Origin of the sequence: Streptomyces sp. SS1-1 (assembly GCF_008973465.1) — a bacterium.
In the GTDB taxonomy this organism is placed as follows: Bacteria; Actinomycetota; Actinomycetes; order Streptomycetales; family Streptomycetaceae; genus Streptomyces.
In genome coordinates, this window is the sequence record NZ_WBXN01000004.1 from 4,538,701 (window position 1) to 4,565,193 (window position 26,493).

General features: G+C 72.0%; 20 protein-coding genes. 12 read left to right on the forward strand and 8 right to left on the reverse strand.

From position 1 onward, the window contains the following. Positions 1-138 precede the first annotated feature (138 nt). Together mca and F8R89_RS22355 are read left to right on the forward strand one after the other, a co-directional pair. On the forward strand, positions 139-999 hold the full coding sequence (gene mca / locus F8R89_RS22350; RefSeq protein ID WP_192806383.1) for a mycothiol conjugate amidase Mca: 861 nt from the start codon (positions 139-141) through the stop codon (positions 997-999). Next, on the forward strand, positions 992-1,255 hold the full coding sequence (locus tag F8R89_RS22355) for a hypothetical protein (RefSeq protein ID WP_151785600.1): 264 nt from the start codon (positions 992-994) through the stop codon (positions 1,253-1,255). Before mca ends, F8R89_RS22355 begins: the two co-directional genes overlap by 8 nt. Positions 1,256-1,277: 22 nt before the next feature. Here the strand turns inward: F8R89_RS22355 and F8R89_RS22360 are convergent, their stop codons facing one another. After that, a complete protein-coding gene (locus tag F8R89_RS22360) occupies positions 1,278-4,478 on the reverse strand; it encodes a tetratricopeptide repeat protein (protein WP_151785601.1) in 3,201 nt (1,066 codons plus the stop codon). A gap of 211 nt (positions 4,479-4,689) precedes the next feature. On the opposite strand from F8R89_RS22360, the gene F8R89_RS22365 reads away from it, so the two are divergent. The 5 genes from F8R89_RS22365 (at position 4,690) to F8R89_RS22385 (ending at position 13,418) form a co-directional block, all read left to right on the forward strand. Beyond that, positions 4,690-6,723 (forward strand): thioredoxin domain-containing protein, encoded by a 2,034-nt coding sequence (locus F8R89_RS22365; RefSeq protein WP_192806193.1) that lies wholly within the window; start codon positions 4,690-4,692, stop codon positions 6,721-6,723. 191 nt (positions 6,724-6,914) lie between these two features. Then, entirely contained in the window at positions 6,915-8,192 is a 1,278-nt protein-coding gene (locus F8R89_RS22370) for a glycosyltransferase (RefSeq protein ID WP_151785603.1), read from the forward strand. Continuing rightward, a complete protein-coding gene (locus F8R89_RS22375) occupies positions 8,189-9,835 on the forward strand; it encodes an ArnT family glycosyltransferase (RefSeq protein WP_151785604.1) in 1,647 nt (548 codons plus the stop codon). Before F8R89_RS22370 ends, F8R89_RS22375 begins: the two co-directional genes overlap by 4 nt. Beyond that, positions 9,832-11,019: a glycosyltransferase gene (locus F8R89_RS22380; protein WP_151785605.1), complete on the forward strand. Its 1,188-nt coding sequence runs from the start codon at positions 9,832-9,834 to the stop codon at positions 11,017-11,019. Before F8R89_RS22375 ends, F8R89_RS22380 begins: the two co-directional genes overlap by 4 nt. After that, positions 11,016-13,418 (forward strand): galactose oxidase-like domain-containing protein, encoded by a 2,403-nt coding sequence (locus F8R89_RS22385; RefSeq protein WP_151785606.1) that lies wholly within the window; start codon positions 11,016-11,018, stop codon positions 13,416-13,418. Before F8R89_RS22380 ends, F8R89_RS22385 begins: the two co-directional genes overlap by 4 nt. Here F8R89_RS22385 and F8R89_RS22390 read toward each other — a convergent pair. Both F8R89_RS22390 and trhA read right to left on the reverse strand, forming a co-directional pair. Beyond that, on the reverse strand, positions 13,415-14,140 hold the full coding sequence (locus tag F8R89_RS22390; protein WP_151785607.1) for a Mut7-C RNAse domain-containing protein: 726 nt from the start codon (positions 14,138-14,140) through the stop codon (positions 13,415-13,417). The two genes, F8R89_RS22385 and F8R89_RS22390, sit on opposite strands and share 4 nt — an antisense overlap. A gap of 101 nt (positions 14,141-14,241) precedes the next feature. Continuing rightward, positions 14,242-14,988 carry a PAQR family membrane homeostasis protein TrhA gene (gene trhA, locus F8R89_RS22395; protein ID WP_151785608.1) on the reverse strand — a complete coding sequence of 249 codons (747 nt, stop codon included), beginning with the start codon at positions 14,986-14,988 and terminating at the stop codon, positions 14,242-14,244. 329 nt (positions 14,989-15,317) lie between these two features. Between trhA and F8R89_RS22400 the strand changes: the two genes are divergently transcribed. Continuing rightward, entirely contained in the window at positions 15,318-17,141 is a 1,824-nt protein-coding gene (locus F8R89_RS22400; protein ID WP_151785609.1) for a phosphoenolpyruvate carboxykinase (GTP), read from the forward strand. A 224-nt stretch (positions 17,142-17,365) separates the two neighbouring features. On the opposite strand, the gene F8R89_RS22405 is transcribed toward F8R89_RS22400, so the two are convergent. The 3 genes from F8R89_RS22405 to F8R89_RS22415 all read right to left on the reverse strand — a co-directional run bounded on the left by F8R89_RS22405 (position 17,366) and on the right by F8R89_RS22415 (position 19,827). Beyond that, positions 17,366-17,779, reverse strand: coding sequence for a hypothetical protein (locus F8R89_RS22405; protein ID WP_151785610.1), 414 nt, complete (start codon positions 17,777-17,779; stop codon positions 17,366-17,368). Positions 17,780-17,878: 99 nt separating this feature from the next. Further along, on the reverse strand, positions 17,879-19,090 hold the full coding sequence (locus tag F8R89_RS22410) for a pyridoxal phosphate-dependent aminotransferase (RefSeq protein ID WP_151785611.1): 1,212 nt from the start codon (positions 19,088-19,090) through the stop codon (positions 17,879-17,881). A gap of 350 nt (positions 19,091-19,440) precedes the next feature. After that, positions 19,441-19,827, reverse strand: coding sequence for a hypothetical protein (locus F8R89_RS22415; protein ID WP_151785612.1), 387 nt, complete (start codon positions 19,825-19,827; stop codon positions 19,441-19,443). A gap of 419 nt (positions 19,828-20,246) precedes the next feature. Here F8R89_RS22415 and F8R89_RS22420 point away from each other — a divergent pair, with 419 nt between their 5' ends. Then, positions 20,247-21,176 carry a S1 family peptidase gene (locus tag F8R89_RS22420; protein WP_151785613.1) on the forward strand — a complete coding sequence of 310 codons (930 nt, stop codon included), beginning with the start codon at positions 20,247-20,249 and terminating at the stop codon, positions 21,174-21,176. A gap of 20 nt (positions 21,177-21,196) precedes the next feature. On the opposite strand, the gene F8R89_RS22425 is transcribed toward F8R89_RS22420, so the two are convergent. Both F8R89_RS22425 and F8R89_RS22430 read right to left on the reverse strand, forming a co-directional pair. After that, a complete protein-coding gene (locus tag F8R89_RS22425; RefSeq protein ID WP_151785614.1) occupies positions 21,197-22,804 on the reverse strand; it encodes an N-acyl-D-amino-acid deacylase family protein in 1,608 nt (535 codons plus the stop codon). A gap of 13 nt (positions 22,805-22,817) precedes the next feature. Continuing rightward, a complete protein-coding gene (locus F8R89_RS22430; RefSeq protein WP_151785615.1) occupies positions 22,818-24,086 on the reverse strand; it encodes an amino acid deaminase in 1,269 nt (422 codons plus the stop codon). Between the two features lie 138 nt (positions 24,087-24,224). On the opposite strand from F8R89_RS22430, the gene F8R89_RS22435 reads away from it, so the two are divergent. Genes F8R89_RS22435 through F8R89_RS22445 form a run of 3 tightly spaced genes read left to right on the forward strand, consistent with a single transcriptional unit; the run spans position 24,225 to position 26,442 of the window. Further along, on the forward strand, positions 24,225-25,277 hold the full coding sequence (locus F8R89_RS22435; protein WP_151785616.1) for a sugar kinase: 1,053 nt from the start codon (positions 24,225-24,227) through the stop codon (positions 25,275-25,277). Then, entirely contained in the window at positions 25,274-26,035 is a 762-nt protein-coding gene (locus F8R89_RS22440) for an IclR family transcriptional regulator (protein ID WP_151785617.1), read from the forward strand. The genes F8R89_RS22435 and F8R89_RS22440 overlap by 4 nt, the downstream gene beginning before the upstream one ends. Continuing rightward, positions 26,032-26,442 carry a RidA family protein gene (locus tag F8R89_RS22445; protein ID WP_062671532.1) on the forward strand — a complete coding sequence of 137 codons (411 nt, stop codon included), beginning with the start codon at positions 26,032-26,034 and terminating at the stop codon, positions 26,440-26,442. The genes F8R89_RS22440 and F8R89_RS22445 overlap by 4 nt, the downstream gene beginning before the upstream one ends. The last annotated feature ends 51 nt before the right edge of the window (positions 26,443-26,493 follow it).

The following is a 26,493-nucleotide window of genomic DNA, read 5'->3' on the forward strand; positions in this document are numbered from 1 at the left end:
GTCCCGAATCAGGGCCTCCGGGCCGTACCCCGGAATTATCCGCCCCCCGATTCGGTCACTATAGAAGCCGCCGATCGCACCGGGGCACGCCGGGGCGCCGACTACGAGGATTGAGTCTTGACTGACCAGCTGCGACTGATGGCCGTCCACGCCCACCCCGACGACGAGTCGAGCAAGGGCGCGGCGACCATGGCGAAGTACGTGTCCGAGGGGGTGGACGTGCTGGTCGTGACCTGCACGGGCGGGGAGCGCGGCTCCATCCTCAACCCGAAGCTCCAGGGCGACAAGTACGTCGAGGAGCACATCCACGAGGTACGCAAGAAGGAGATGGACGAGGCCCGCCAGATCCTCGGCGTCAAGCAGGAGTGGCTCGGCTTCGTCGACTCCGGCCTGCCCGAGGGCGACCCGCTGCCCCCGCTCCCCGAGGGCTGCTTCGCCCTGGAGGACGTCGACAAGGCGGCCGGTGAGCTGGTGAAGCAGATCCGCTCGTTCCGCCCGCAGGTGATCACCACCTACGACGAGAACGGCGGCTACCCGCACCCCGACCACATCATGACCCACAAGATCTCGATGGTGGCCTTCGAGGGCGCGGCCGACACCGAGAAGTACCCGGAGGACGAGTTCGGCCCGGCGTACCAGCCGCTGAAGCTCTACTACAACCAGGGCTTCAACCGCCCCCGCACCGAGGCCCTGCACCAGGCCATGCTCGACCGCGGCCTGGAGTCCCCGTACGGGGACTGGCTGAAGCGCTGGGACGAGTTCGAGCGCGTCGAGCGCACGCTCACCACGCACGTCCCCTGCGCGGACTTCTATGAGATCCGCGACAAGGCGCTGATCGCCCACGCCACCCAGATCGACCCCGACGGCGGCTGGTTCCGCGTCCCGCTGGACCTGCAGAAGGAGGTCTGGCCGACCGAGGAGTACGAGCTGGCGAAGTCCCTCGTCGCCACCTCCCTCCCCGAGGACGACCTCTTCGCGGGCATCCGGGACAATGCCTGACATGACCGCAAGCGCAAGCCTGGCAATGACACACCTCGCCACCCTCGCCAAGGAGGTGGACGAGGACAAGGTCACCCCCGGCGTCCTCGGTTTCATCGTCTTCGCCGTGATGGCCCTCGCGGTGTGGGCGCTGATGAGGTCGATGAACCGGCACATGAGCCGGGTCGAGTTCACCGAGGACCCCGACCCGAAGGCCGAGGCCCCCGCCGACGCCACCGGGACGACCACCGGCGCCGACGGGCGGAAGCAGGGCTGACGGCGCCGCCCCCGCGGCCCGGTCAGCGCGGGGCCGCCGAGGCGACCCCCATGACCTCCCGCGCATGGCGGTTCGGCACCATGCCGAGCCGCCATGCCTGCCACCCCGCCTCCAGCTCCACACCCCGCTCCAGCAGCAGCCGGTACGCCTCCAGGCACTCCGCCAGCCTGCCGTCCCGCAGCGGATGCCCCGACCGGGCCAGCTGCGCCAGCTCCTCCAGCGCCACCGCCGTACCCACCTCCACCCCGCCCGGAGCCGCGTACGGCAGGAGCGTGCAGCGCAGGAAACGCGCCCAGTCCCCGCCCCGCAGATCCCCGTAGGACGCGAACAGCGCCACCGCCTCGTCGCACAGCGCCAGCGCCTGCCGTGTCCGGGCGTTCCCGCCGTCCACCACCGCCAGCTCCAGACACGTCCACGCCTCCCCGTGCGCGACACCGATGCGCCGGAAGTCCGCGCGGGCGTCCACCAGGAGCTGCCGCGCGAAGCCCGAATTGCGCAGCGACCCCGTCTGCACCGCCCGCTGGTCCCGCGTCACCCGCGCCGAATGATGCCGCGCACACGCCAGGCCGTACACGTCCCGCATCCGCGAGAACATCGTCCGGGACCGCTCCAGCTCCCGCACCGCCGGATCCAGGTCCCCGCCCTCCTCCAGGGCCTGCCCCAGGTAGTACACCGACCACGCCTCGCCCCGCGCGTCCTCGTTCTCCCGGTGCCGGGCCGCCGCCCGCCGCAGCGCCTCCACCGCCGGCTCCGCGTCCCCGGCCACCAGCCGCGCCCGGGCCAGCTGCGTCAGCGCCCACGCCTCGCCCCGCGCGTCCCGCGTCCGCCCGTACAGCTCCAGCGCCGCCCGCAGATCCGCCTCCGCCGCCGGCACGTCCCCCGTCCGCAGCTCCAGCTGGCCCAGCTGGAAGTGCGCCCACGCCTCCCCGTGCAGCGACTCACCGGCGCGGTGCAGCGCCAGCGACTCCGCCAGCAGCTCACCGGACTCCGCGACCCGGCCCCGGTCCCGCTCCACCGCCGCCAGCGCGTGCATCGTCCACGCCCGGTCCGTCGCCAGCGCCGGAGCCGCCTGCAGATCCAGCGCCTCCCGCAGCCGCGCCGCCGCCTCCGTCAGATCGCCCTGGTGGTGCAGCGTGATCCCCAGCGAACACAACGCACGCGCCGCACCCGCGTCGTGATGCGCCTCCCGGTACAGATCCACCACCGACGCCAGCGTCGCCCGCGCCTTGTCCAGCTCACCCAGCTGCCGCGCCGCGATCCCCGTCCGCCACCGCACCGACCGCACCAGCAGCCCCTGGTCCACGGCCTGCGCCAGCTCACTGATCTCACCCAGCCGGTACAGATCGCCGCGCAGCAGGCAGTAGTCGCACAGCGCGCCCAGCAGACTCACCACCGGACCCTGGTCCACGCCCTCCGCGTGCCGCAGCGCCGCCGTGATGAAGCTCGACTCCTCGTCCAGCCAGCGCAGCGCCTCGTCCGGCGACCCGAAGCCGTGCGGACTGAACCGGTCCGAACGGGTCGACACGTTCCCGTCGACCAGCCGCAGCACCGAGTCCGCCAGATCGGCGTAGCTCGTGATCAGCCGCTCCTGCGCCGCCGTACGCTCCGCCGGATCCTCCTCGTCCAGGAGACGGGCATGGGCGAACCCGCGCACCAGGTCGTGCAGCCGGTACCGGTCCGCGCGCACATGGTCGATCAGACCGGCGTCCGCCAGACCCGCCAGCAGCCGGCCCGCCTCCGCCCGGTCCGTGGCCAGCAACGCCGCCGCCGCGGCCGCCCCCAGCGACGCGCGGCCCGCCAGCGCGAGCCTGCGCAGCAGCCGCCGGCCCGCCTCACCCTGGTCGGTGTAGCGCAGCCACAGCACCCGCTCACCCGGCTCCACCGGCCCGTACGCCCCCAGATCCGCCGCCAGCGCACGCGGCGATCTCGGACCCAGCGACGACCCCGCGATCCGCAGCGCCAACGGCAACCCGCCGCACAGCTCACGGATCCGGTCCGCCGCCTGCGCGTCGTACGGCCCCGACGCGTCCCGCGCGGCCGCCGCCAGCAGTTCCTCCGACCCCGCCGCGTCCAGCGGCTCCACCGGCAGCCGGTGCACCCGCGCCACCGAACCCGCCGGCAGGTCCAGCGGCTCCCGCGCCGTCACCAGGACCAGACTGTCGGACCGCTCCGGCACCAGCGCGGCCACCTGCTCCGCGTCCCGCGCGTCGTCCAGGACCACCACGACCGGCACCCCCGCCAGATGCCGCCGGTACAGCTCGCCCAGCCGTCCCACCTGCTGCCCGGCCGACGCGCGCTCCCGGAACAGCAACTGCTCCCGCGGGGCGCCCAGCCGGTTCAGCAGATGCAGCAGCGCCTCCCGCGTCGTCAGCGGCGGCTCCTCCGGGCTGTCCCCGCGCAGATCCACCACGCACGCGCCCCGGAACTGGTCCCGCAGCTCGTGCGCCGCCCGCACCGCCAGCGCCGTACGGCCACTGCCCGGCGTCCCGTGCAGCACGACCACCGTCGGCCGGGTCTCCGTGTCCGCCCGCCCCGCCTGCACCCACCGCCGCACCGACGCCAGCTCCCGCCGCCGCCCCGCGAACGGCTCCACCGCGTCCGGCAACTGCCCGAACGACTGCGCCAGCGCCCCGCGCCCGCGCGCCGCCGCGCTCTTGTCCGCCCCCTTCAGCCGCGGCCCCGCCGCCACCGGCCCGGTCGCCGCGCTCAGCACCCGCTGCTGGTCCAGAAACGGACGGATGCCCCGCACCTCCAGCGCCGTCAGCCACTGCAGCCGCAACTGCTCGGGACCGCCCGGCTGCCCCGCCGCCCCCGCCCGGTGATGCGCCGCGGGCAGATGAGCGCCCGCCACCTTCACCACCGTCGCCGCCGCGCCGACCACCCCCACCGTCACACCCGCCCCGAGCGCGATGCCCGCACCGGTGCCCAGTGCCAGGTCCGAGACCGTCGCCGCGAGCGCCGCGACCCCGGCCACCATCAGCGGCGTCCGCCCACCCTCCCGCGCGAACCGCCCGCCGAACGTCAGCCGCCCGGCCTCCGCCGCGTCCAGCGCCCGCGTGTACGCCTCGTACTCCTCCGCCGCGCTCTCCGCCAGCGCGTCCAGCGACGCGCGGGCCCGCGCCGACAGCACCTGCCCGTCCACCCGCCCGCCCGAACGCCGGACCTCCTCCTCCACGGCCCGGCCCAGCAGCCGCTCCGCCTCTGCCCGGTGGCTGTCCCGCATGGCATGTCCCCCTCCGGCGGCAACTCCAGCGCCTACGAGTGTCCTTCGGCACGCACGCGAGCGCGAGAGGGCGACGATCAACGCCCTCGCGCACCCCGGAATCCCACGATCACCCGCACGACCCCCGCACACCCGCCCGACCCCGGACGGCGACAGGCGGAGGCGCGGGCCGTCCCGGGGCCCGCCGGGGGAGGTGGGGCAGGATGGGGACATGCCGAACCGACTGGCCCACGAGACGTCCCCCTACCTGCTCCAGCACGCCGACAACCCGGTGGATTGGTGGCCGTGGTCGGAAGAGGCCTTCGAGGAGGCCCGCAGAAGCGGTCGGCCGGTCCTGCTGAGCGTCGGGTACAGCAGCTGCCACTGGTGCCACGTCATGGCGCACGAGTCCTTCGAGGACGAGGCGACGGCCGAGTTCCTCAACACCCACTTCGTCAGCGTCAAGGTGGACCGCGAGGAGCGCCCCGACGTCGACGCCGTCTACATGGAGGCCGTGCAGGCGGCCACCGGCCAGGGCGGCTGGCCCATGACGGTGTTCCTCACCCCCGAGGCCGAGCCCTTCTACTTCGGGACGTACTTTCCGCCCGAGCCCCGGCACGGGATGCCGTCCTTCCGGCAGGTGCTGGAGGGGGTCCGCGCCGCCTGGACCGACCGGCGCGACGAGGTGGCCGAGGTCGCCGGGAAGATCGTGCGGGACCTGGCCGGCCGGGAGATCTCCTACGGCGGCACCGAGGCCCCCGGCGAACAGGAACTGGCGCAGGCGCTGCTCGGCCTCACCCGGGAGTACGACCCGCAGCGCGGCGGATTCGGGGGCGCGCCCAAGTTCCCGCCGTCCATGGTGATCGAGTTCCTGCTGCGCCATCACGCGCGCACGGGCGCCGAGGGAGCGCTGCAGATGGCGGCGGACACCTGCGAGCGGATGGCGCGGGGCGGCATCTACGACCAGCTCGGCGGCGGTTTCGCGCGCTACTCGGTGGACCGGGACTGGGTGACCCCGCACTTCGAGAAGATGCTCTATGACAACGCCCTGCTGTGCCGCGTCTACGCGCACCTGTGGCGGGCCACCGGGTCGGACCTCGCGCGGCGGGTGGCGTTGGAGACCGCTGACTTCATGGTGCGGGAACTGCGCACGGAGCAGGGCGGGTTCGCGTCCGCGCTGGACGCCGACAGTGACGACGGCAGCGGGCGGCACGTCGAGGGCGCGTACTACGTGTGGACGCCGGAGCAGTTGCGTGAGGCGCTCGGGGACGAGGACGCCGAGATGGCCGCGCGGTACTTCGGGGTGACCGAGGAGGGCACGTTCGAGGAGGGCGCCTCGGTGCTGCAACTTCCGCAACGGGACGAGGTGTTCGACGCCGAGCGGGTCGCGTCGGTGCGGGCCCGGCTGCTGGAGCGGCGGGCGGGGCGGCCCGCGCCGGGCCGGGACGACAAGGTCGTCGCCGCGTGGAACGGTCTCGCGATCGCCGCGCTGGCCGAGACCGGCGCCTACTTCGACCGCCCGGACCTGGTGGACGCCGCACTCGGCGCCGCCGACCTGCTGGTGCGGGTGCATCTGGACGAGCAGGCGCGGCTGACCCGGACCAGCAAGGACGGCAGGGCGGGGGCCAACGCCGGGGTGCTGGAGGACTACGGCGATGTCGCCGAGGGTTTCCTGGCGCTGGCGTCGGTCACGGGGGAGGGCGTGTGGCTGGACTTCGCCGGGTTCCTGCTGGACCACGTGCTGGCCCGGTTCGTGGACGAGGAGTCGGGCGCGCTGTTCGACACGGCGGCGGACGCCGAGCGGCTGATCCGGCGGCCGCAGGATCCGACGGACAACGCGGTGCCGTCGGGGTGGAGCGCGGCGGCCGGGGCGCTGCTCGGCTATGCCGCGCACACCGGGTCCGAGCCGCATCGCCGGGCGGCGGAGCGGGCGTTGGGCGTGGTGAAGGCGCTCGGTCCGCGGGTGCCGCGGTTCATCGGGTGGGGGCTGGCGGTGGCGGAGGCGCTGCTGGACGGGCCGCGTGAGGTCGCGGTCGTCGGTCCCTCGCTGTCCGACGAGGCGACAAGGGCGTTGCACCGTACGGCACTTCTGGGGACGGCGCCGGGCGCGGTGGTCGCGGTGGGGGCGGCGGGGAGCGGCGAGTTCCCGTTGCTCGCCGACCGTCCGTTGCAGCAGGGGGCGCCGGCCGCCTACGTCTGCCGCGACTTCACCTGTGACGCTCCGACGACCGACCCGGACCGGTTGCGGGAGGCGCTGAGCAGCTGAAACAGGGCGCGGATCGGGGCGGTTACGCGGGTGGCGCGCGAATTGTTCACTCTCGCCTCCGGTTGTGAGGAAACGCGCTCTTCATCGAAAGCGTCTGCGAACTTCACACATTCCTCCTAATCTCTGCACAGTGCCGCGACCGGTGTGGCCCACCGTCGCGACAGGGGGCATTGGGGATCTGGGGGGATCTGTTGCTGACGTCTGTCTTCATAGCCGTCGTCTCGCTGGCCTTGTTCTGGATGGCGGCTTTCACCCTGTGGTGGCAGATGCACGCGTGGCGTACGCCCGAAGTGCTCGCCTCCACCCGGTTCAGCAGACCGGACGGGGACGACCATGTGTCGTTCTCCCTGTTACTGCCGGCCCGGCACGAACAGGCCGTGCTGGACCACACGATCCAGCGGCTGCTGGAGTCCACGCACACCGACTTCGAGATCATCGTGATCGTCGGGCACGACGACCCGGAGACCACCGAGGTGGCCGAGCGGGCGGCAGCCCGCGACCCGCGGGTCCGTGTCGTCGTCGACACGCACGAGAAGAAGAACAAGCCGAAGGCGATGAACACCGCGCTGCCGCACTGCCGCGGTGATGTCGTCGGGGTGTTCGACGCCGAGGACCAGGTCCACCCGGAGCTGCTGGCCCATGTGGACCACGCGTTCCGCACGACCGGCGCGGACGTCGTCCAGGGCGGCGTCCAGCTGATCAACTTCCACTCCAGCTGGTACAGCCTGCGCAACTGCCTGGAGTACTTCTTCTGGTTCCGCTCGCGGCTGCACCTGCACGCGCAGAAAGGGTTCATCCCGCTCGGCGGCAACACGGTCTTCGTCCGCACCGACGTGCTGCGCGAGGCCGGCGGCTGGGACCCGGACTGCCTGGCCGAGGACTGCGACCTGGGGGTCAGGCTCTCCAGCGTCGGCAAGAAGGTCGTCGTCGCCTACGACTCCGACATGGTGACCCGGGAGGAGACGCCCGGCAGCCTGATGTCGCTGCTGAAGCAGCGCACCCGCTGGAACCAGGGCTTCCTCCAGGTCTACCGGAAGAAGGACTGGAAGCAACTGCCCACGTTCGGGCAGCGGCTGCTCGCCCGGTACACGCTGATGACGCCGTTCATGCAGGCGTTCACCGGGCTCGTCATCCCGCTGAACATCGCGATCGCGGTGTTCCTCGACGTGCCGGTGGGCATCGCGTTCATCACCTTCCTGCCGGCCGTCACCGCGCTCGTCACGTTCGTGTTCGAGCTCGTCGGACTGCACGACTTCGGGCGGCAGTACGGGCTGCGGGTGCGCCTCGTCCATTATCTGAAGCTCGTCGTGGGCGGCCCCTTCTACCAGGTGCTCCTCGCGGGGGCCGCCGTCCGCGCCGTGTGGCGCGAGCAGCGCGGCCGCAACGACTGGGAGCTGACCAGCCATGTCGGCGCGCATCTGGACGGCGCCGCCGTGACCCGTGACCTCCGAGAGGACGTCCCCGCGTGACCTCCACCCTTCCCGCGGTGACCACTCCGAAGGTCCCCGCGCAGCGCCGGCCTGTGTCCACGGCCCGTCCGACCGGTCGAACAGCGCCCTCGCGGCTGCGTTCGTCCCGCTCCGACCTGCTCCTGTGCGGTGTCCTCCTGGTGGCGATCCTCGTCGTCCAGGGCTGGAACATCGCCGACTACCCGGCCCTCAGCGACGACGAGGGCACCTATCTCGCCCAGGCCTGGGCCGTCCAGGAGGGCCGCGGCCTGGCCCACTACACCTACTGGTACGACCATCCGCCGCTGGGCTGGATCCAGATCGCCGTGCTGACCTGGATCCCGTCCGCGCTCAGCCCCGGGTCGATGACCGTGGGCACCATGCGGGCGGCGATGCTCGTCGTCAGCGCGATCAGCGCGGTGCTGGTCTACGTCCTCGGGCGGCGGCTGTCGCTGCCGCGCTGGGCGGCCGGGCTCGGCATGGTGCTGTTCGGCCTGTCGCCGCTGTCGGTGGTGCTCCAGCGGGAGATCTTCCTGGACAACCTCGCGGTGATGTGGACGCTGCTGGCGTTCGCGCTGGCCGCCTCGCCGAGCCGTCATCTGTGGCACCACTTCGGCGCGGGCATCGCGGCCGCCACGGCCGTGCTGACCAAGGAGACGATGCTCTTCGTGCTCCCGGCGGTGCTGGTCACCATGTGGCGGCACAGCCACCGCGACACCCGCAAGTTCGCCCTCACCGGGGCGATCACGGCGTGCGCGCTGATCGGCCTGTCCTACCCGCTGTTCGCCCTGCTGAAGGGCGAGTTGCTGCCGGGCAGCGGGCACGTCTCGCTGTGGGACGGCATCACGTACCAGATGACCCGGCCCGGTTCCGGTTTCATCCTCGACGAGGGCTCGGGTTCCTGGGGCGTGCTCCAGTCGTGGCTGTACTACGACCGGGTCCTCATCGTCGGCGGTCTCGCGGGCGCCCTCCTGCTGCTGGTGACCTGGCGCTGGTCCGTCACCGCCCGCGCGCTGGCCGGGCCGTCGGCCGCCGTCGTGATCCTCGCCCTGGTCGCCCTGCGCCCGAGCGGCTACCTGCCGGCGATGTACGTCATCCAGGCGCTGCCGTTCCTCGCCCTGGTGCTGGCCGGGGGGACGGCCTCCGTCGCGCACGCCGTGCTGCGGCGCCGGCGCGCGGAGAGCGAGCCCCGCCCGGTCACCGCGGGCCGGTACGCCCTGGCGGCGGTGCTGGCGATCGCGGCCGGCTCCTATGTCGTCCCGCGCTGGTACGACGGCGACCGCACCGCCGTCACCGCCGACGCCAACGCCCCCTACCGGGCGGCCTCGAAGTGGCTGGCCACCGAGGTGGAGGACCCGGCGGACACCCGGGTCCTGGTCGACGACGCGCTGTGGCTCGACCTGGTGCACGCCGGGTACGAACCGGGACGGGGCGTCATCTGGTTCTACAAGGCCGACCTCGACCCGGCCGTCACGAAGACGATGCCGCGCGGCTGGAAGGACCTCGACTACGTCGTGGCGTCCCCGACGGTCCGGCGTGACGCCGTCGACCTGCCCAACGTGAAGGCAGCCATGGAGCACTCCGAGCCGGTCGCCGTGTTCGGCAGCGGCGAGGACCGTATCGAGATCCGCCAGATCCAGACTTCCGCCGGAGGCGTTCGATGACCCACGAGTACACGGCCTCCGGCCGGCTGGACGATCCGGCCGTCGAGCCCGTCGAGGTTCCCGAGCCGGGAGCCGTCACCATCGTCGTGCCCACGTTCAACGAGTCGGCGAACGTACGGCAGTTGCTGCACCAGATCACCGAGTCGGTGCCGGCCCGGCTGCCCTGCGAGGTCGTCTTCGTGGACGACTCCACCGACGACACCCCGCGGGTCATCGAGGAGGCCGCCAAGGACTGCCCGTTCCCCGTCACCGTGCTGCACCGGGACGAGCCCGTCGGCGGGCTCGGCGGCGCGGTCGTGGAGGGTATGAAGGCGGCCGGCTCGGACTGGATCGTCGTCATGGACGGCGACTGCCAGCACCCGCCGTCCCTGGTCCCGGAGCTGGTGGCCACCGGTGAACGCGCGAACGCCGGACTCGTCGTCGCCTCCCGGTACATCGAGGGCGGCAGCCGGGCCGGGCTCGCCGGCGGCTACCGGATCGCCGTGTCCCGGGGCGCGACCTGGCTGACCAAGGCCCTGTTCCCGCGCCGGCTGCACGGCATCAGCGACCCGATGAGCGGCTTCTTCGCGATCCGGCGCAGCGACATCGCCGCCGACGCCCTCAAGCCGCTGGGCTACAAGATCCTGCTGGAGCTGGCGGTCCGCAGCCGCCCCCGGACGGTCACCGAGGTGCCGTTCGTGTTCCAGGAGCGGTTCGCGGGCGAGTCCAAGTCCACGGCGGCGGAGGGGCGCCGCTTCCTGCGGCACCTCGCGGGGCTGCGCACGGCGAGCCCGCTGGCCCGGATGGTGGTGTTCGGGCTGATCGGGCTGACCGGTTTCGTGCCGAACCTGGCCGCGCTGTGGGCGATGACCGGGGCCGGCCTGCACTATCTGCCGGCCGAGATCGTCGCCAACCAGTTCGGGGTGGCATGGAACTTCCTGCTGATCGAGAAGCTGCTGTTCCGTGAGCGGCGCGCCCACCGGCACTGGGCCGACCGCACGGTCCGGTTCGCGCTGCTCGCCAACGCCGACCTGGTGCTGCGCATCCCGCTGATCGCGCTGCTCGTCGGCCGGTTCGGGCTCGCCGTGCTGCCCGCGACGGCGCTGGCCCTGGTCATCACGTTCGTCCTGCGCTTCGTGGGTACCGAGGCGCTGGTCTATCTGCCCCGCAGGAGCCGCAGCCGCACAGCGAGGAGTACCGCATGAGATCCAGATCCAGGACGGCCCTGCTGGCCGTGACGGGCCTCACCACGGGGCTGCTCCTCACCGCGCCCCAGCCCGCGTCCGCCGCCAACCTCGTGAAGAACCCCGGGTTCGAGACGGCGGGCGGCGACGACATGCCGTACTGCTGGGAGAAGTCCGGGTGGGGCGACAACGACTTCACCTTCGAGACGGTCGCCGACGCGCACTCCGGGTCCAAGGCGATGAAGGTGACGCTGACCCGGCGGACCGAGGGCGACCGCAAGGCGCTCATCACCGAGACCGCCGAGTGCGCGCCGGTCGTCTCGGTGGGGAAGCAGTACGACCTGGGGCTCTGGTACAGGTCGACGACGCCGGACACGTCGATCACCCTGTTCCGGCACGACGCGACCGCCGGCTGGCAGTACTGGACGGACCTGAAGACGCTGGACATGGCCGCCGCCTGGACGGAGGCGACGGTCCGCACGCCCGAGGTGCCGGCCGGCACCGACCGGATCGCGTGGGGCGTCTCCGTGTACGGCACCGGCTCGGTCACCACCGACGACTACACGATGGACCAGGTCGCCGAGCCCGTGCCGGACCCGGAGTGCACGGGCACCGCCGAGGAGTGCGCGGACGGCCGCTGGGACGTGCTGCCCACGCGGAACCCGGTCCGCTCCATGCACTCCGTCGTCCTCAACAACGGCAAGGTGCTGCTGATCGCCGGGTCCGGCAACAGCGAGGAGATGTTCGAGGCGGGCACGTTCACCAGCGCGGTCTACGACCCGCAGAACGGCACGTACAAGCAGATCCCGACGCCCAAGGACATGTTCTGCGCCGGGCACGTCCAGCTGAAGGACGGCCGGGTCCTCGTGATGAGCGGCAACAAGGGCTATCCGTCGGCCGACGGCACGGTCGGCTACCAGGGCTACAAGGACTCGTACATCTTCGACCCGGTCACCGAGACGTACAGCAGGACCAACGACATGAACGACGGGCACTGGTACCCGTCGGCGACGATCCTCGGCAACGGCGACGTCATCTCCTTCGGCGGGCTGCGCGAGGACTCGACCGGCTCGGTGACGGCCGAGCGGTGGTCGGACGCCGAGCAGAAGTGGCTGGAGCTCTGGAAGGTCAACCAGACCTGGTCGTACTGGGGTCTGTACCCGTCGATGATCCTCATGCAGGACGGGCGGCTGTTCTACTCCGGCAGTCATGTCTTCGGGAACAACATCCCGGGCACCGGCGCGGCGATCTACGACTACGACGCCAACACCGTCACCCAGGTCCCGGGCCTGCGGAACAAGGACGAGCGCGACCAGTCCGCGAGCGTGCTGCTGCCGCCCGCACAGGACCAGAAGGTCCTCACCATCGGCGGCGGCAACATCGACTCCAACCCGGACGCCAACCGCCTCACCGACGTCATCGACCTCAAGCAGCCGAACCCGTCGTACGTGGCCGGGCCGCCGCTGCCGCAGGGCACCGTCGACCTGGGCGCCGGCAAGGTCGCCGAGACCGGCGACCAGGGCAAGATGTACGTCTCCGCGGTGCTGCTGCCCGACGGCAAGGTGCTGGAGACCGGCGGCGCCCTGCACAACCGGGCCGACCCCGTGTACGAGTCGTCGATCTACGACCCGGCGACCGGCACCTTCGACCCGGTGGCCGCCGACCCGGAGGAGCGCGGCTACCACTCCTCGGCGTTCCTGCTGCCCGACGGCCGGGTCATGGCGACCGGCGACAACCCGGGCAACGGCTCCTGGAACCACGACGTGTCGATCTACACCCCGCCCTATCTGCTCAAGGGCGAACGTCCCACGATCACCTCGGTGATCGACACCGAGTGGACGTACGGCGACACCCAGCGGATCACCGTCGACCGGCCCATCGCCAAGGCCGAGCTGATCCGCCCGGCCGCGGTCACCCACTCCTCCGACCCCAACCAGCGGTTCGTCGACCTGCCGCTGTCGGTGGACGGGAACAACGTCGACCTGAACGTGACGAGCAACCCCAACCTGGCGCCGCCCGGCTGGTACATGCTCTTCGCGGTGGACGCGAACGGGGTGCCGTCGGTGGCGAAGTGGGTGCACCTGGACGGCCCGCAGGCGCTCAGCGCCAAGGACGCCTCCGCGCACGTCCACGCCTTCGCCGACGACCTCCAGGGCAAGGTCACGGGCCCCGGCCAGAAGCGCACGGCGCAGAAGGTCGCCCCGACCGTCTCCGGCTGCGACCGGCACTACGGCTCCGCCAACGTCTGTGTGCCGACGGACTTCCCGCCGGCCGTGAAGGCGACGACGAAGGCCCGCTGCGACTGGCTGAAGGACAACGACTATGGCCGGCTGAAGGTCAACGGCCAGGACGACCCGCTGCGCCTCGACCCGGACCGGGACGGCGTGGCCTGCGGAAAGGGCGACCTGGGCAGGCGTTAGCCCGTGTACTCGGTGAGGGCGCGCTCCACGATGGCCTCCAGCTGTTCGTGGTGCGCGCCCTTCCAGTAGGCGCGCCCGCACGCGGTGCACTGCGCGAAGACGTCGTACGTCCGCCGGGTGCCGCCGGCGAGCTGGTCGGCGACCTCGTCCTTGGTGGCCTGCCGGAGCGTGCCGTTGCAGGCGGTGCAGCGGGTCCAGGGGCGCAGGTCCGGGCGGAAGCGGTCGAGGACGTCCCGCAACTGCTCCTCGGGGCGGGTGCTGTAGACGTAGCCGCCGGCCCACAGCTCGCGGCGGCGCAGCAGGCCCCGGTCACGGCTGAGCATGACCCGTTTCTCGGCGGCGGAGCGGGCGGCGAGCGCCGGGTCGCCGATGTCGGTCGACTCGTACGCGGTGTCCACGCCGAGGAGGCGCAGCCGGCGGGCGAGGGTGCCGAGGTGGACGTCGAGCAGGAAGCGCAGGGGGGCGCCGGGCACCCGCTGCGGGCGTTCGACGGGCCGCACGGTGACGGACTCGCCGGCCCGCGGGACGTGCGCGACGGGGACGGGGCGGCCGTCGACGAGCAGGGTGCCGACCTCGGTGAGCGGGACGCCGAGGGACTCCACGACATGGCCGAGGGTGGAGACGCCGTCGGTGCTGAGCGGGGTGGCGCCGTGCCGCCGGGCACCGGCGACGAACAGGTGCAGCTCGGGCGCGAACTCGACGTGGATCTCGGGACCGTTCACCCCGTCAGGATGTCACGGCAGGGCGCGTGAGCCCCGGGGACGTCAGCAGGGCCGGGCCGGCGTCGACGGTCCCGCGACGTTTTCCTCGGTGTGGACGCCGGTCAGGCGTGCTGGTAGGCGACGAGGGAGATGCCGATGTAGTGCGCGATGAACGCGGCCAGCGTGAAGGAGTGGAAGACCTCGTGGAATCCGAACCAGCGCGGTGACGGGTTCGGGCGCTTGATGCCGTAGACCACGCCGCCGGCGCTGTAGAGGAGGCCGCCGACGATCACCAGCACGAGCACGGCGACACCGCCGGTGTGCATGAAGTCCGGCAGGAAGAAGACGGCGGCCCAGCCCATCGCGATGTAGCAGGGCGTGTAGAGCCAGCGGGGCGCGCCGACCCAGAAGACCCGGAAGACGATGCCGGCCGCGGCGGCGCCCCAGATGCCCCAGAGCAGCCACTGCCCCTTGGCGCCGGGCAGGAGCAGGATCGTCAGCGGGGTGTAGGTGCCCGCGATGATCAGGAAGATGTTGGCGTGGTCGAGCCGGCGCAGGACGCCGTCCATGCGACGGCTCCAGTTGCCCCGGTGGTACAGCGCGCTCACGCCGAACAGCAGGCAGGCGGTGAGGGTGTAGATCCCGCAGGCGAGCCGGCCGCGCGGGGAGTCCGCGAAGGCCGTGAGGACCAGCCCGGCGACGAGCACGGCCGGGAACATGCCCAGGTGCAGCCAGCCGCGGAGCTTCGGTTTGATCTCCTCGCCGAGCTGCTGGGCGTGGTGGGCGATCTGGTGCGGCAGGGAGGGCGCGCCGGATTCCCGGCCGTCGGCCGGCGTGTCCGTGGGCGCGTCGGGGACGGGCTTAGTCATGAGGAAATCGTACCTACGGAACCGTAACTTATGCCTCTCGGCGGCCTGATGAGGGCCCGAAGTGGCCATCGTCTCACGGGGCTCCCGAGGCACGTGTACCCGGGGTGAGTCCGTGATGACGGATCGAAAACATCCGGATGAGTGGCGATCCTCACGCCGCTCACTTGTGACGCCCTCTGGACATATGCGCGGACGCGTCGGATGATCAAATGAGTGCGGTCGGCACCGGATGAGCGCGACGCGATCCAGTCAGTGCGGCGTCCGGGTCGAGGCCCCCACGGGGCACACAAGGGCATATCAAGGACAAAATCCCTCACTTAGGAGCAACCGTGGCGCGTGACAACGCGGCTCCCCCCGTCGTTCCCACCCAGCACCAGGCACTCGTCACCTGGGTGAACGAGATCGCCGAACTGACGCAGCCGGACAACGTGGTCTGGTGCGACGGATCCGAGGCCGAGTACGAGCGCCTGTGCGAGGAGCTCGTCGCCAAGGGCACCTTCAAGAAGCTCGACCCGATCAAGCGCCCCCACTCCTACTACGCCGCCTCCGACCCGACCGACGTCGCCCGCGTCGAGGACCGGACCTTCATCTGCTCCGAGAAGGAGGAGGACGCGGGCCCGACGAACCACTGGAAGGCCCCGGCGGAGATGCGGGAGGTCTTCCAGGGGGAGCGGGGCCTGTTCCGCGGCTCCATGCGCGGCCGCACCATGTACGTCGTGCCCTTCTGCATGGGCCCGCTCGGCTCGCCGCTGTCCGCGATCGGCGTCGAGATCACCGACTCCGCGTACGTCGCCGTGTCCATGCGCACGATGACCCGGATGGGACAGGCCGTCCTCGACGAGCTCGGCTCCGACGGCTTCTTCGTCAAGGCCGTGCACTCCCTGGGCGCCCCGCTGGAGCCCGGCCAGGAGGACGTCCCCTGGCCCTGCAACTCCACCAAGTACATCTCGCACTTCCCCGAGGACCGCGAGATCTGGTCCTACGGCTCCGGCTACGGCGGCAACGCCCTGCTCGGCAAGAAGTGCTACGCCCTGCGCATCGCCTCGGTCATGGCCCGCGACGAGGGCTGGCTCGCCGAGCACATGCTGATCCTCAAGCTGACCCCGCCGCAGGGCGAGTCCAAGTACGTGGCCGCCGCCTTCCCGAGCGCCTGCGGCAAGACCAACCTCGCCATGCTGGAACCCACGATCTCCGGCTGGACCGTCGAGACGATCGGCGACGACATCGCCTGGATGCGCTTCGGCGAGGACGGCCGCCTCTACGCGATCAACCCCGAGGCCGGCTTCTTCGGCGTCGCGCCCGGCACCGGTGAGCACACCAACGCCAACGCGATGAAGACGCTGTGGGGCAACTCGGTCTTCACCAACGTCGCGCTGACCGACGACGGCGACGTCTGGTGGGAGGGCATGACGGAGGAGACCCCGGCCCATCTGACGGACTGGAAGGGCAACGACTGGACGCCGGAGTCCGGCACCCCGGCCGCCCACCCCAACGCCCGCTTCACCACGCCCGCCTCGCAGTGCCCGATCATCGCGCCCGAGTGGGAGGACCCCAAGGGCGTGCCGATCTCCGCGATCCTCTTCGGCGGGCGCCGCGCGAGCGCCGTACCGCTGGTGACGGAGTCCTTCGACTGGAACCACGGCGTCTTCCTCGGTGCCAACGTGGCGTCCGAGAAGACCGCCGCGGCCGAGGGCAAGGTCGGCGAGCTGCGCCGCGACCCGTTCGCCATGCTGCCGTTCTGCGGCTACAACATGGGCGACTACATGGCCCACTGGGTCGATGTCGCCAAGGACAAGGACCAGTCCAAGCTGCCGCGGATCTACTACGTCAACTGGTTCCGCAAGAACGACGAGGGCACGTTCGTCTGGCCCGGCTTCGGCGAGAACTCCCGGGTCCTGAAGTGGATCGTGGAGCGTCTGGACGGCAAGGCCGAGGGCGTCGAGACGCCGATCGGCGTCCTGCCCGCCAAGGGCGCCCTCGACACGGCGGGCCTCGCCCTGTCCGACGCGGACCTGGACTACCTGCTCACCGTCGACAAGGACGTCTGGCGCGAGGAGGCGGCGCTCGTCCCCGAGCACCTCAACACCTTCGGCGACCACACGCCCAAGGAGCTGTGGGACCAGTACCACGCGCTGGTGGAGCGCCTGGGCTGAGCACAGCCCCCCAAGACGCCGCGGCCGGCTCCGATCGTGCCCTGACCAGCTACATCGTCACGGCCGGCCGCGGTGACCGCCTCCCGGACCGGCGAGGCCCCGTACAACGGCGTGCGGGGCCCCGGGCCTGCCGCCGCCGGTTCCCGTCCGCCCCGACGGGACGAGAGCGGCGGCAGGCCCTCGCCTGACGGCGAGGGCCTGCGGAAAGAGCCAGGGGTGGGGTCTCAGACCCCGGTGAGTTCCTGCGACGCCTGGGCCGCGGCGTGCGCGTCCATGCGTTCGGCGGCGAGGATGGCCGCGGCGGTGTCCGCGCGGGACGCGGCGACGACCAGGGCGCGCCCGGCGAGAGCGTGCGCACGGCGGTGCAGGGTCGCCAGCCGCGCCGGGTCGGCCGCGGCGGCGGAGCGGGCCGGCGGGCGTCCCTCCCGGAGCCGGGTCACCTGCTCGGCGAGCCGTTCGGCCGCGAGGTCGAGGTCCCGCGAGGGTGCCGTGGCGCGCAGCTCGTCCGTGACGGCGAGCAGCGCGGCGAGGTGACCGGCGAGCTGGATGTCCAGCTCCTCCTCGCGCGAGCGGTGGGGGAAGTCGGTGCCGCCGGCCATCGTGCTGTGGATCGACTTGGTGCGGATCGGTTCGTACATGGGGGATGGCCTCCTGTGCGCTGACAGGAAGCCATCCTAGCTTAGATCTCGTCTAAAGTTGAGCTGGAAGCAAAAAGTGGACCGTACACGTACATACGGTCACGGCTGGCCGTATCCGTCCAGGAAGCGGCCGATCCGGCCCATCGCGTCCCGCAGGTCGGTGGCCGTGGGCAGGGTCACCACCCGGAAGTGGTCCGGTTCCGGCCAGTTGAAGCCGGTGCCCTGCACGACCATGATCTTCTCGCTGCGCAGCAGGTCCAGGACCATCTGCCGGTCGTCCTTGATCTTGAAGACCTTGGGGTCCAGGCGCGGGAAGAGGTAGAGCGCGCCCTTCGGGCGGACACAGCTCACGCCCGGGATGGCGGTCAGCAACTCGTAGGCGACGTCCATCTGCTCCTTGAGCCGCCCGCCCGGCAGCACCAGGTCGTTGATGGTCTGCCGGCCGCTCAGGGCGGCGACGACCCCGTGCTGACCCGGCATGTTCGCGCACAGCCGCATGTTCGCCAGGATGGTCAGGCCCTCGATGTAGGAGTCCGCGTGCGCGCGCGGGCCCGAGATCGCCATCCAGCCCACCCGGTAGCCGGCCACCCGGTACGCCTTCGACATGCCGTTGAAGGTGAGGGTCAGCAGGTCGGGGGCGACGGCGGCGGTCGGGGTGTGCCGGGCGCCGTCGTAGAGGATCTTGTCGTAGATCTCGTCGGAGCAGACGAGCAGGTTGTGCCGCCGCGCGATGTCCGTCAGCCCGCGCAGGACGGCCTCGTCGTACACCGCCCCCGTCGGGTTGTTGGGGTTGATGATGACGATCGCCTTGGTGCGGTCGGTGACCTTGCGCTCGACGTCGGCGAGATCGGGCATCCAGTCGGACTGCTCGTCGCACCGGTAGTGCACGGCGGTGCCGCCGGACAGGGAGACGGCCGCGGTCCACAGGGGGTAGTCCGGCGCCGGGACCAGCACCTCGTCCCCGTCGTCGAGGAGTCCCTGCATCGCCATGACGATCAGCTCGGAGACGCCGTTGCCGATGAAGACGTGCTCGACGTCGGTCTCGATGCCGAGGGTCTGGTTGTGCATGACGACGGCCCGGCGCGCGGCCAGCAGGCCCTTCGCGTCGCCGTAGCCATGGGCCGACGACACGTTGCGGAGGACGTCCTCCAGGATCTCGGGCGGGCACTCGAAGCCGAACGCTGCAGGGTTGCCGGTGTTCAGCTTGAGGATCCGATGCCCCGCCGACTCGAGCCGCATCGCCTCCTCGAGCACCGGGCCCCGGATCTCGTAACAGACGTTGGCGAGCTTGGTCGACTGGATCACCTGCATGGCAGGAGCTTACGGCCCGGTAAGCCGGGTTGCGTCGTGTTTCCCGCCACGTGAGACCCGATGGTTTGGGCTGATATCGCCGCTACAGTCTCGGCGGCCCCTCCCGCCCCTGCTCCGCGGCCCCGTCCAGGCCGCTTGAGCGTGAGGACCGCAACGCCCCAGGTGCAGCCGAACGGGTAGCGCCCGCACGAGACGGCGACCCCGCTCCACCAGGGCAAGCGGGGGCCGGCCGCCGCCGCACAGCCGGCAGAACGCCTTCGACGAAAGGTGAAGCCGCCCGGCCGACGGCCACGGGGGCGTGGGTTGCGGATCACGAAGAGGCACTGCTGCACCACGTGACGCTTCCCCCTTCAGCCCCTGATGGACCGGGTCACGGCTCGGACGAGGTCGGTTCTGGCGACCTGCAGGGCGAACCGGCCAAATGGCGCCGCCGCGCGCTGCCCTGGTACGCCAAACCCGCCCGGGACGCCGGTGAGCACCCGGGAGACCTTGAAGACAGCCGTGGCACTCTGCTCGCTCTCCATGGCCACAGTGAAAGCACCCTCCGGGTATCCGGCGAGCGTGCATCGGCCGGTGAACTCCAACTCCGTCGGGGCGTCCGATGCCCACCGGACCACGTTGGCGAGGCTGATTCGCGGCAGGACGGCATGCTTGCGCTCGCCGATGTCAAGCGTGAGGTTGCCGTGCGGGCGAGTGGTGTAGAGGGTGACGGCGCGGGTGCCCTCGACGGTGTCCACGACGTGTGTCGCGGCCGCGCCTGACACATCGTTGGCCCGCCTGCTGCCGATGCGGGCCCTCGCGTGTCAGGCCCTGGCGCCGATGGAGAGGGATATGTCCCACAGCCCGTCGCCGAGCGGCCTGCCATCTGCGGCCGTGGTCATGTCGACGGCCGCTTCGAAGCCGGCCGGTGCGCAGGGCGAGTTCGTAGAGCGCGTGTGCGCCGGGCCGCCTGTGGTGATCCGGCCACCCTGGCGTGGAGGTCCTGCGCCGCCGCGCCGAAACCTTCCGTACCCGGTGGTAGGGAAAGCCCTACGGCCCGAAAGCGCCGGTCATCAAGTCCTTGTCGGGGCCCGTCTCCTGAGTGAGAATGCGCATGACAAAAGCGCGGGTGGCCGGAGATTCTCCGGTCACCCTCCTCGTATGAGGGGACCCCCACATGAGAAAACCTCTCGGCGCCACCCTCCTCGCCCTGGCCCTGGCCGGGGCCGGCGCCGCACCCGTGGCCGCGGCTCCCGCGGACACCGCCCCGTCCTTCGGCAAGGGTGCCGGGACGGGCTCGGTCACCTCGGTGGTCCGGGACACCGTCGCCTCCGTCACCGCCGGTCTCGAACAGGCGCTGAAGCCGACCGCCCAGGCCGTCGACTTCGCCGGCACCGTGGCGCTCAGCAACTGTTCCGGCTCCGTCGTGCGCTTCCCGAAGTCACAGGACAGCGACCCGGCGCTCGTCCTGTCGAACGGCCACTGCCTGGAGACCGGCATGCCCGGTCCCGGACAGGTCGTCGTCAACCGGTCGTCCAGCCGCACCTTCAGCCTGCTCAACGCGTCCGGCTCCAAGGTCGCCACCCTGCGGGCCAGCAAGATCGCCTACGGCACCATGACCGACACGGACGTGTCGATCTACCAGCTCACCAGCACGTACGCGCAGATCAAGAGCTCCACCGGGATCAGCGCGCTGACCGTGTCCGACACCCGCCCGGCCGCCGGCACCGCGATCACCGTCGCCTCCGGCTACTGGAAGCGGCTCTACAACTGCAACGTCGACGGGTTCGCGTACCGCCTGAAGGAAGGCGACTGGACCTTCAAGGACTCGGTCCGCTACACCTCCGCCTGCAACACCATCGGCGGCACCTCCGGCTCCCCGGTGATCGACCAGGCCACGAAGCGGGTCGTCGCCGTCAACAACACCGGCAACGAGGACGGCCAGCGCTGCACGGTCAACAACCCGTGCGAGGTGGACGAGAGCGGCAACGTCACCGTCCGCCAGGGCATCAACTACGCCCAGCAGATCTACCAGATCCCCACCTGCTTCGGCACCGGCAACAAGCTGAACCTGAGCGCGAGCGGCTGCGTGCTTCCCAAGCCGTGACCGGCACGCCGTAGGGCCGGCTAACCGGTCCTGCGGACCGCCCGGCCCGCCAGTACGTCCGTGCGGCGGCCGTCCTCGATGACGAAACGGCCGTCCACGAGCACATGCGGGATGCCCGTCGGTGGCGTGCGCGGCTCCTCGAACGTGGAGCCCGCCGCCACCGTCTCCGGGTCGAACAGCACCAGGTCCGCCCGGTACCCCTCGCGGACCAGGCCCCGGTCCGGCAGCCGCAGCCGCTTCGCCGGGCGCGAGGTCAGATGCGCCACGCACTCCTCCAGCGACAGCACCCCCAACTCCCGCACGTAGTGCCCGAGATAGTGCGGGAAGGTGCCGTACGCGCGCGGGTGCGGCTTGGCGCCCTGGAGGATGCCGTCCGAGCCGCCCGTGTGGACGCGGTGCCGCATGATCGCCCGGACGTTCTCCTCATGGCCGACGTGCTGCAGGATCGTCGTGCCCAGCCGGTCCCCCAGGAGCAGCCGGCGCGCGGTCGTCCACGGGTCCTCGCCGCGCGCGTCCGCCGTCTCCCGGACCGTACGGCCCACGTGGTCCGCCAGCGCGGGCTCGGCCACCCCCGAGATCTCGATCGTCTCCCACTCGACGGGCACGCCGTGGCAGCCGTCCGCGCCGACCACCTCCAGGTCGTGCCGGATCCGCTCGGCCGTCGCGTCGTCCGCGAGCCGCGCGAGGACCGCCTCGGGCCCGCCCTCGCTCGCCCAGCTCGGCAGCAGGGCCACCAGGGTCGTGCAGCCGGGCGTGTACGGGTAGGTGTCGAGGCTGATGTCGGCGCCCTCGGCGAGCGCCTTGTCCAGCAGGGACAGCAGCTCCGGGGCGCGGCCCCGGTTCACGCCGAAGTTCATGGTGGCGTGGGCGAGATGCAGCGCGCAGCCCGCCTCCCGGGTCAGCGCCACCATCTCCTCGTACGCCTCGAGCGCCCCGGCCCCGTAGGAGCGGTGGTGCGGGCAGTAGTAGCCGCCGTACCGGGCCACGACCCGGCACAGCTCGGTCAGTTCGGCGTCCCGCGCATACATGCCCGGTGTGTACGTCAGCCCCGACGACAGGCCGACCGCGCCCTGCTCCAGGCCCTCGGCGACCAGGGCGCGCATCCGGTCCAGCTCGGCCGGTGTCGCCTCCCGGTCCTCCCAGCCGACGACGAGCGCCCGGACCGTGCCCTGCGGGATCAGGTAGGCGGCGTTCACCGCGATGCCCCGGTCGAGGCGGTCCAGGTACTCGCCGACGGACCGCCAGTCGAAGTCGATGTCGTCGCCGGAGCCGTTCCAGCCGGCGATGGCGCTGCGCACCTCGCCCAGCGTGCGGTCGTCGACGGGCGCGTACGACAGCCCGTCCTGGCCGAGCACCTCCAGGGTGACGCCCTGGGCGGCCTTGGCGCTGTGGTCGGGGTCCCGCAGCAGCGCCAGATCGCTGTGGGCGTGCATGTCGACGAAGCCGGGGGAGAGGACCAGCCCCTCCGCGTCCAGCTCGCGGCGCGCCTTCGGCCGCTGGCAGCCGGCCGCGGCGGCCTCCTGGACGATCGACACGATCCTGCCGCGGTCCACGACCACGTCGGCGCGGTAGGACGGACCCCCGCTGCCGTCGACGACGTCGGCGTCCCGGATGACGAGCTCTTCCACGACCGGCCCCTCCTCAGAAGAACGTGCGGATGTAGTCGACGACGGTCCCGTCCGCCTCGGCGAGCGGGATCAGCTGCCACTTGTCGAACGCCGTGCACGGGTGGGACAGTCCCAGGCCGAGCCAGTCCCCGACCTCCAGGTCCGCCTCGCCGGTCGTCTCCAGCCAGGCGTGCTGGTCGGACAGCGCGGTCACGGTGATGCCGGTGGCGGGGTGCTCCACACCGTCCCGGCGGACCACCTGGGCGACGGGCAGATCGAGGTCGTACGCCGCGTCCCGCTTGCCGGCGTTGGCGAACGCCTGGCCGGGGGACGGGCGGGAGACGACCTGCGTCCAGAGCCGGAACGCGGGCTCCAGGGCGCCCTCGCCCGGCACTCGGTTGAACGGGGTGAGCCTGCGGTAGTGGCCGTCGTCGTGCGAGACGTAAGCGCCCGAGCGCAGCAGCTTCAGCACCGGCACCGACAGGGCGGGGATCTCCGCGAACACCTCGGCGACCGTGTCGAACCAGGCGCTGCCGCCCGCGCTCACGACGATCTCGTCCAGGCCCGCGAACCGGCCCGCCTCGTCGAAGCCCGCCGCCAGCGCCACCAGCCGGCGCAGCCAGGCGCGCACCCGCTGCGGGTCCGCCCGCGGCACCTCGCCCTCGTACCCGGCGACCCCGACCAGACGGAGGGTTTCCGTGGCGGCGACCGCGTCCGCGACGGCCGCGCACTCCTCGTCCGTCCGGACGCCGGTGCGCGCGCCCTCGCCCGCCGCCAGCTCCACGACGACGTCCAGCGGCCGGCCGGCCCCGGCGTCCCGCAGCGCGGCGTCCATGAGGCGTACGCCGGACACGGAGTCGACGTAGCAGACGAGGCGGAACTCCGGGTCGGCCAGCTCGCCGGCGATCCAGCGCAGCGCGGAGGCGTCCACCAGCTCGTTGGCGAGGAAGATCCGCCCGAAGCCGAACGCGCGGGCCACGCGCACCTGGTGGGGCACGGCCAGCGTGATGCCCCAGGCGCCGCGCTCGATCTGCCGCTGGAAGAGCGCCGGTGCCATCGAGGTCTTGCCGTGCGGGGCGAACGCGAGGCCGTGGCGGTCGGCGTACGTCTCCATCAGGGCGAGGTTGTGCTCCAGGCGCTCGGCGGACAGCGCGAGCACCGGGGTGGTGAAGCCGCCGGTGAAGAGGTTGCGCCGCTGGGCGGCCAGCTCCCCGACGGTCAGGCCGTCGGCGTCGGGCGGGAGGCCCTTGAAGCGGTGGTCGACGCGCTCCTCGGACAGGCGGGCCAGCGCCTCGTTCCCCATGGAACCTCCCTGATCAGTGGCGTTGCAGTGAGTGCAACACTCATTGCGTATGTCGCTTGTCGCTGTCTAACATCTCGGCCAACCGCGGGTCAACGGAACCGCGGATCCGCCCGCCCAAGGTCTGGAGCTACGACGATCGTGACCTTCACCGGACCCCGCAATGCCCCCGGCGTCGTGGACGTCGTCGCGCTCGGCGAGTCCATGGTCACGTTCCTGCCGTCCCGGCCCGGACGCCTCGCCGACGTCCCCTCGTTCGAGCGGGCCATCGGCGGCGCCGAGTCCAACGTGGCCTGCGGGCTCGCCGCCGCCGGGCACCGGGTGCGCTGGGTCAGCCGGGTCGGGGCCGACGGCTTCGGCGACCACCTCGTGGAGACCATCGGCGGCCACGGCGTCGACGTCACGGCCGTGCGCCGCGACCCCGCCCGCCCGACCGGCGTCTACTTCCGCACCGCCGGCGACCGGGGCACCGACGCCCACGAGGTCGCCTACTACCGGGCCGGATCCGCCGCGTCCGCCATGTCCGCGGAGAACGTCGACCTCGACGCCGTGCGCGCCGGACGCGTCCTGCACCTGTCCGGGATCACCGCCGCGCTCTCCGGCACCTGCCTCGGCCTGCTGCGCGAACTGACCGCGCCGCGCGAGGACCGCCCGCTCGTCTCCTTCGACGTCAACCACCGGCCCGGCCTGTGGCGTGACCCCGGAGGCCCCGCCGTCCTGCTGGACCTCGCCCGCGCCGCCGACCTCGTCTTCGTGGGCGTCGACGAGGCCCAGGACGCCTGGGGCGTCACCGGCGGCCCCGAGGCCATCCGCGCCGCGCTGCCCGAACCGCCGCTGCTCGTCGTGAAGGACGGCCCGCGCGGCGCCACCGCCTTCGACCACGCCCGGCGCCCCGCCGTGCACGTCCCGGCCCCCACGGTGCGGGTCGCCGCCGCGACCGGCGCCGGGGACGCCTTCGCCGCCGGATTCCTCCACGCCACCCTGCGCGGCCTCCCGCTGCGCGACCGGCTGCGCCACGGGCACCTGTGGGCCGCCGCCACCCTCACCAGCCCCGCCGACCTCGCCGCGCCCCCCGCCCGCGACACCGCCGACGCCCTGGTGGCCCTCGACGACGCCGGGTGGGAGAAACTTCGACTCGGCCCCGGCCGGACCCACCCCGCGGACCGGGCCGACGAGGAGGTACCCACGCCATGAGCCAGACCGTCGACCGCGCGCTCAGCATCCTGCCGCTGCTCGCCGAGGGCCCCGCCGACCTGGGCAAGGTCGCCGAGCGGCTCGGCGTCCACAAGTCCACCGCGCTGCGGCTGCTGCGCACCCTGCACGAACACGGCATGGTCTACCGCCAGTCCGACCAGCGCTACCGGCTCGGCGCCCGCCTCATCGCCCTCGCCCAGGAGGCGATGGAGAACCTCGACATCCGCGGGATCGCCCACCCCCACCTCGTCCGGCTCAACGAGCAGTGCGGGCACACCGTGCACCTCGCCGTCTACGAGGAGGACGAGGTGCTCTACATCGACAAGGTCGAGAGCCGCTACCCCGTGCGGATGTACTCGCGGATCGGCAAGCCCGTCGCCATCACCGTCGCGGCCGTCGCCAAGCTGCTCCTCGCCGACCTGCCCGAGCACGAGCGGCGAGCCCTCGCCGAACAGCTCGACTACCCCATGTACACGTCCCGTTCCACCCCCAACGCCCCCGCCTTCCTTCGGGAGTTGGACAAGGTCCGCGAACAGGGCTGGGCCACCGACCTCGGCGGCCACGAGGAGTCCATCAACTGCGTCGCCGCGCCGATCCGAGGCGCGGACGGCCGGGTCGTCGCCGCGATGTCGGTGTCCGCGCCGAACGTCGTCGTCACCGCCGACGAACTCCTCACCCTGCTCCCGCTCGTGCGCCGCACCGCCGACGCCATCAGCGGCGAGTACTCCGGCAGAACCCCAGCGAAGGACACCCCATGACCGACAAGACCGCGCTCACCCCGAAGACCCACACCACGCCGCCCGCGAAGTTCTCCCACGGGGTGCGCAAGGGCAACATCCTCCAGGTCGCCGGTCAGGTCGGCTTCCTCCCCGCCGTCGAGGGCCAGGCCCCCACGCCCGCCGGTCCCACCCTGCGCGAGCAGACCCTCCAGACCCTCGCCAACGTCAAGGCGATCCTCGAGGAGGGCGGCGCCTCCTGGGACGACGTCATGATGATCCGCGTCTATCTGACGGACGTGGACCACTTCGCCGAGATGAACGCGCTCTACAACGCCTACTTCGAGGAGCAGGGCCTCACCCAGCCGCCCGCCGCCCGCACGACCGTGTACGTCGGTCTGCCCGCCGGCCTCCTCATCGAGATCGACGCGCTGGCCGTCCTCGGCTGACGCCTCCCTCGCACCGCCCGCCGCACCCCCCGCACGGCATGGTGTCCGCCC

Coding starts and splice junctions, on each gene's coding strand:
- F8R89_RS22445 (WP_062671532.1), top strand. CDS start 26,032: ATGACCGACAAGACCGCGCTCACCCCGAAGACCCACACCACGCCGCCC.
- trhA (WP_151785608.1), bottom strand. CDS start 14,988: ATGACTAAGCCCGTCCCCGACGCGCCCACGGACACGCCGGCCGACGGC.
- F8R89_RS22430 (WP_151785615.1), bottom strand. CDS start 24,086: ATGGGGAACGAGGCGCTGGCCCGCCTGTCCGAGGAGCGCGTCGACCAC.
- F8R89_RS22380 (WP_151785605.1), top strand. CDS start 9,832: ATGACCCACGAGTACACGGCCTCCGGCCGGCTGGACGATCCGGCCGTC.
- F8R89_RS22360 (WP_151785601.1), bottom strand. CDS start 4,478: ATGCGGGACAGCCACCGGGCAGAGGCGGAGCGGCTGCTGGGCCGGGCC.
- F8R89_RS22385 (WP_151785606.1), top strand. CDS start 11,016: ATGAGATCCAGATCCAGGACGGCCCTGCTGGCCGTGACGGGCCTCACC.
- F8R89_RS22365 (WP_192806193.1), top strand. CDS start 4,690: ATGCCGAACCGACTGGCCCACGAGACGTCCCCCTACCTGCTCCAGCAC.
- F8R89_RS22355 (WP_151785600.1), top strand. CDS start 992: ATGCCTGACATGACCGCAAGCGCAAGCCTGGCAATGACACACCTCGCC.
- F8R89_RS22440 (WP_151785617.1), top strand. CDS start 25,274: ATGAGCCAGACCGTCGACCGCGCGCTCAGCATCCTGCCGCTGCTCGCC.
- F8R89_RS22405 (WP_151785610.1), bottom strand. CDS start 17,779: ATGTACGAACCGATCCGCACCAAGTCGATCCACAGCACGATGGCCGGC.
- mca (WP_192806383.1), top strand. CDS start 139: ATGGCCGTCCACGCCCACCCCGACGACGAGTCGAGCAAGGGCGCGGCG.
- F8R89_RS22410 (WP_151785611.1), bottom strand. CDS start 19,090: ATGCAGGTGATCCAGTCGACCAAGCTCGCCAACGTCTGTTACGAGATC.
- F8R89_RS22420 (WP_151785613.1), top strand. CDS start 20,247: ATGAGAAAACCTCTCGGCGCCACCCTCCTCGCCCTGGCCCTGGCCGGG.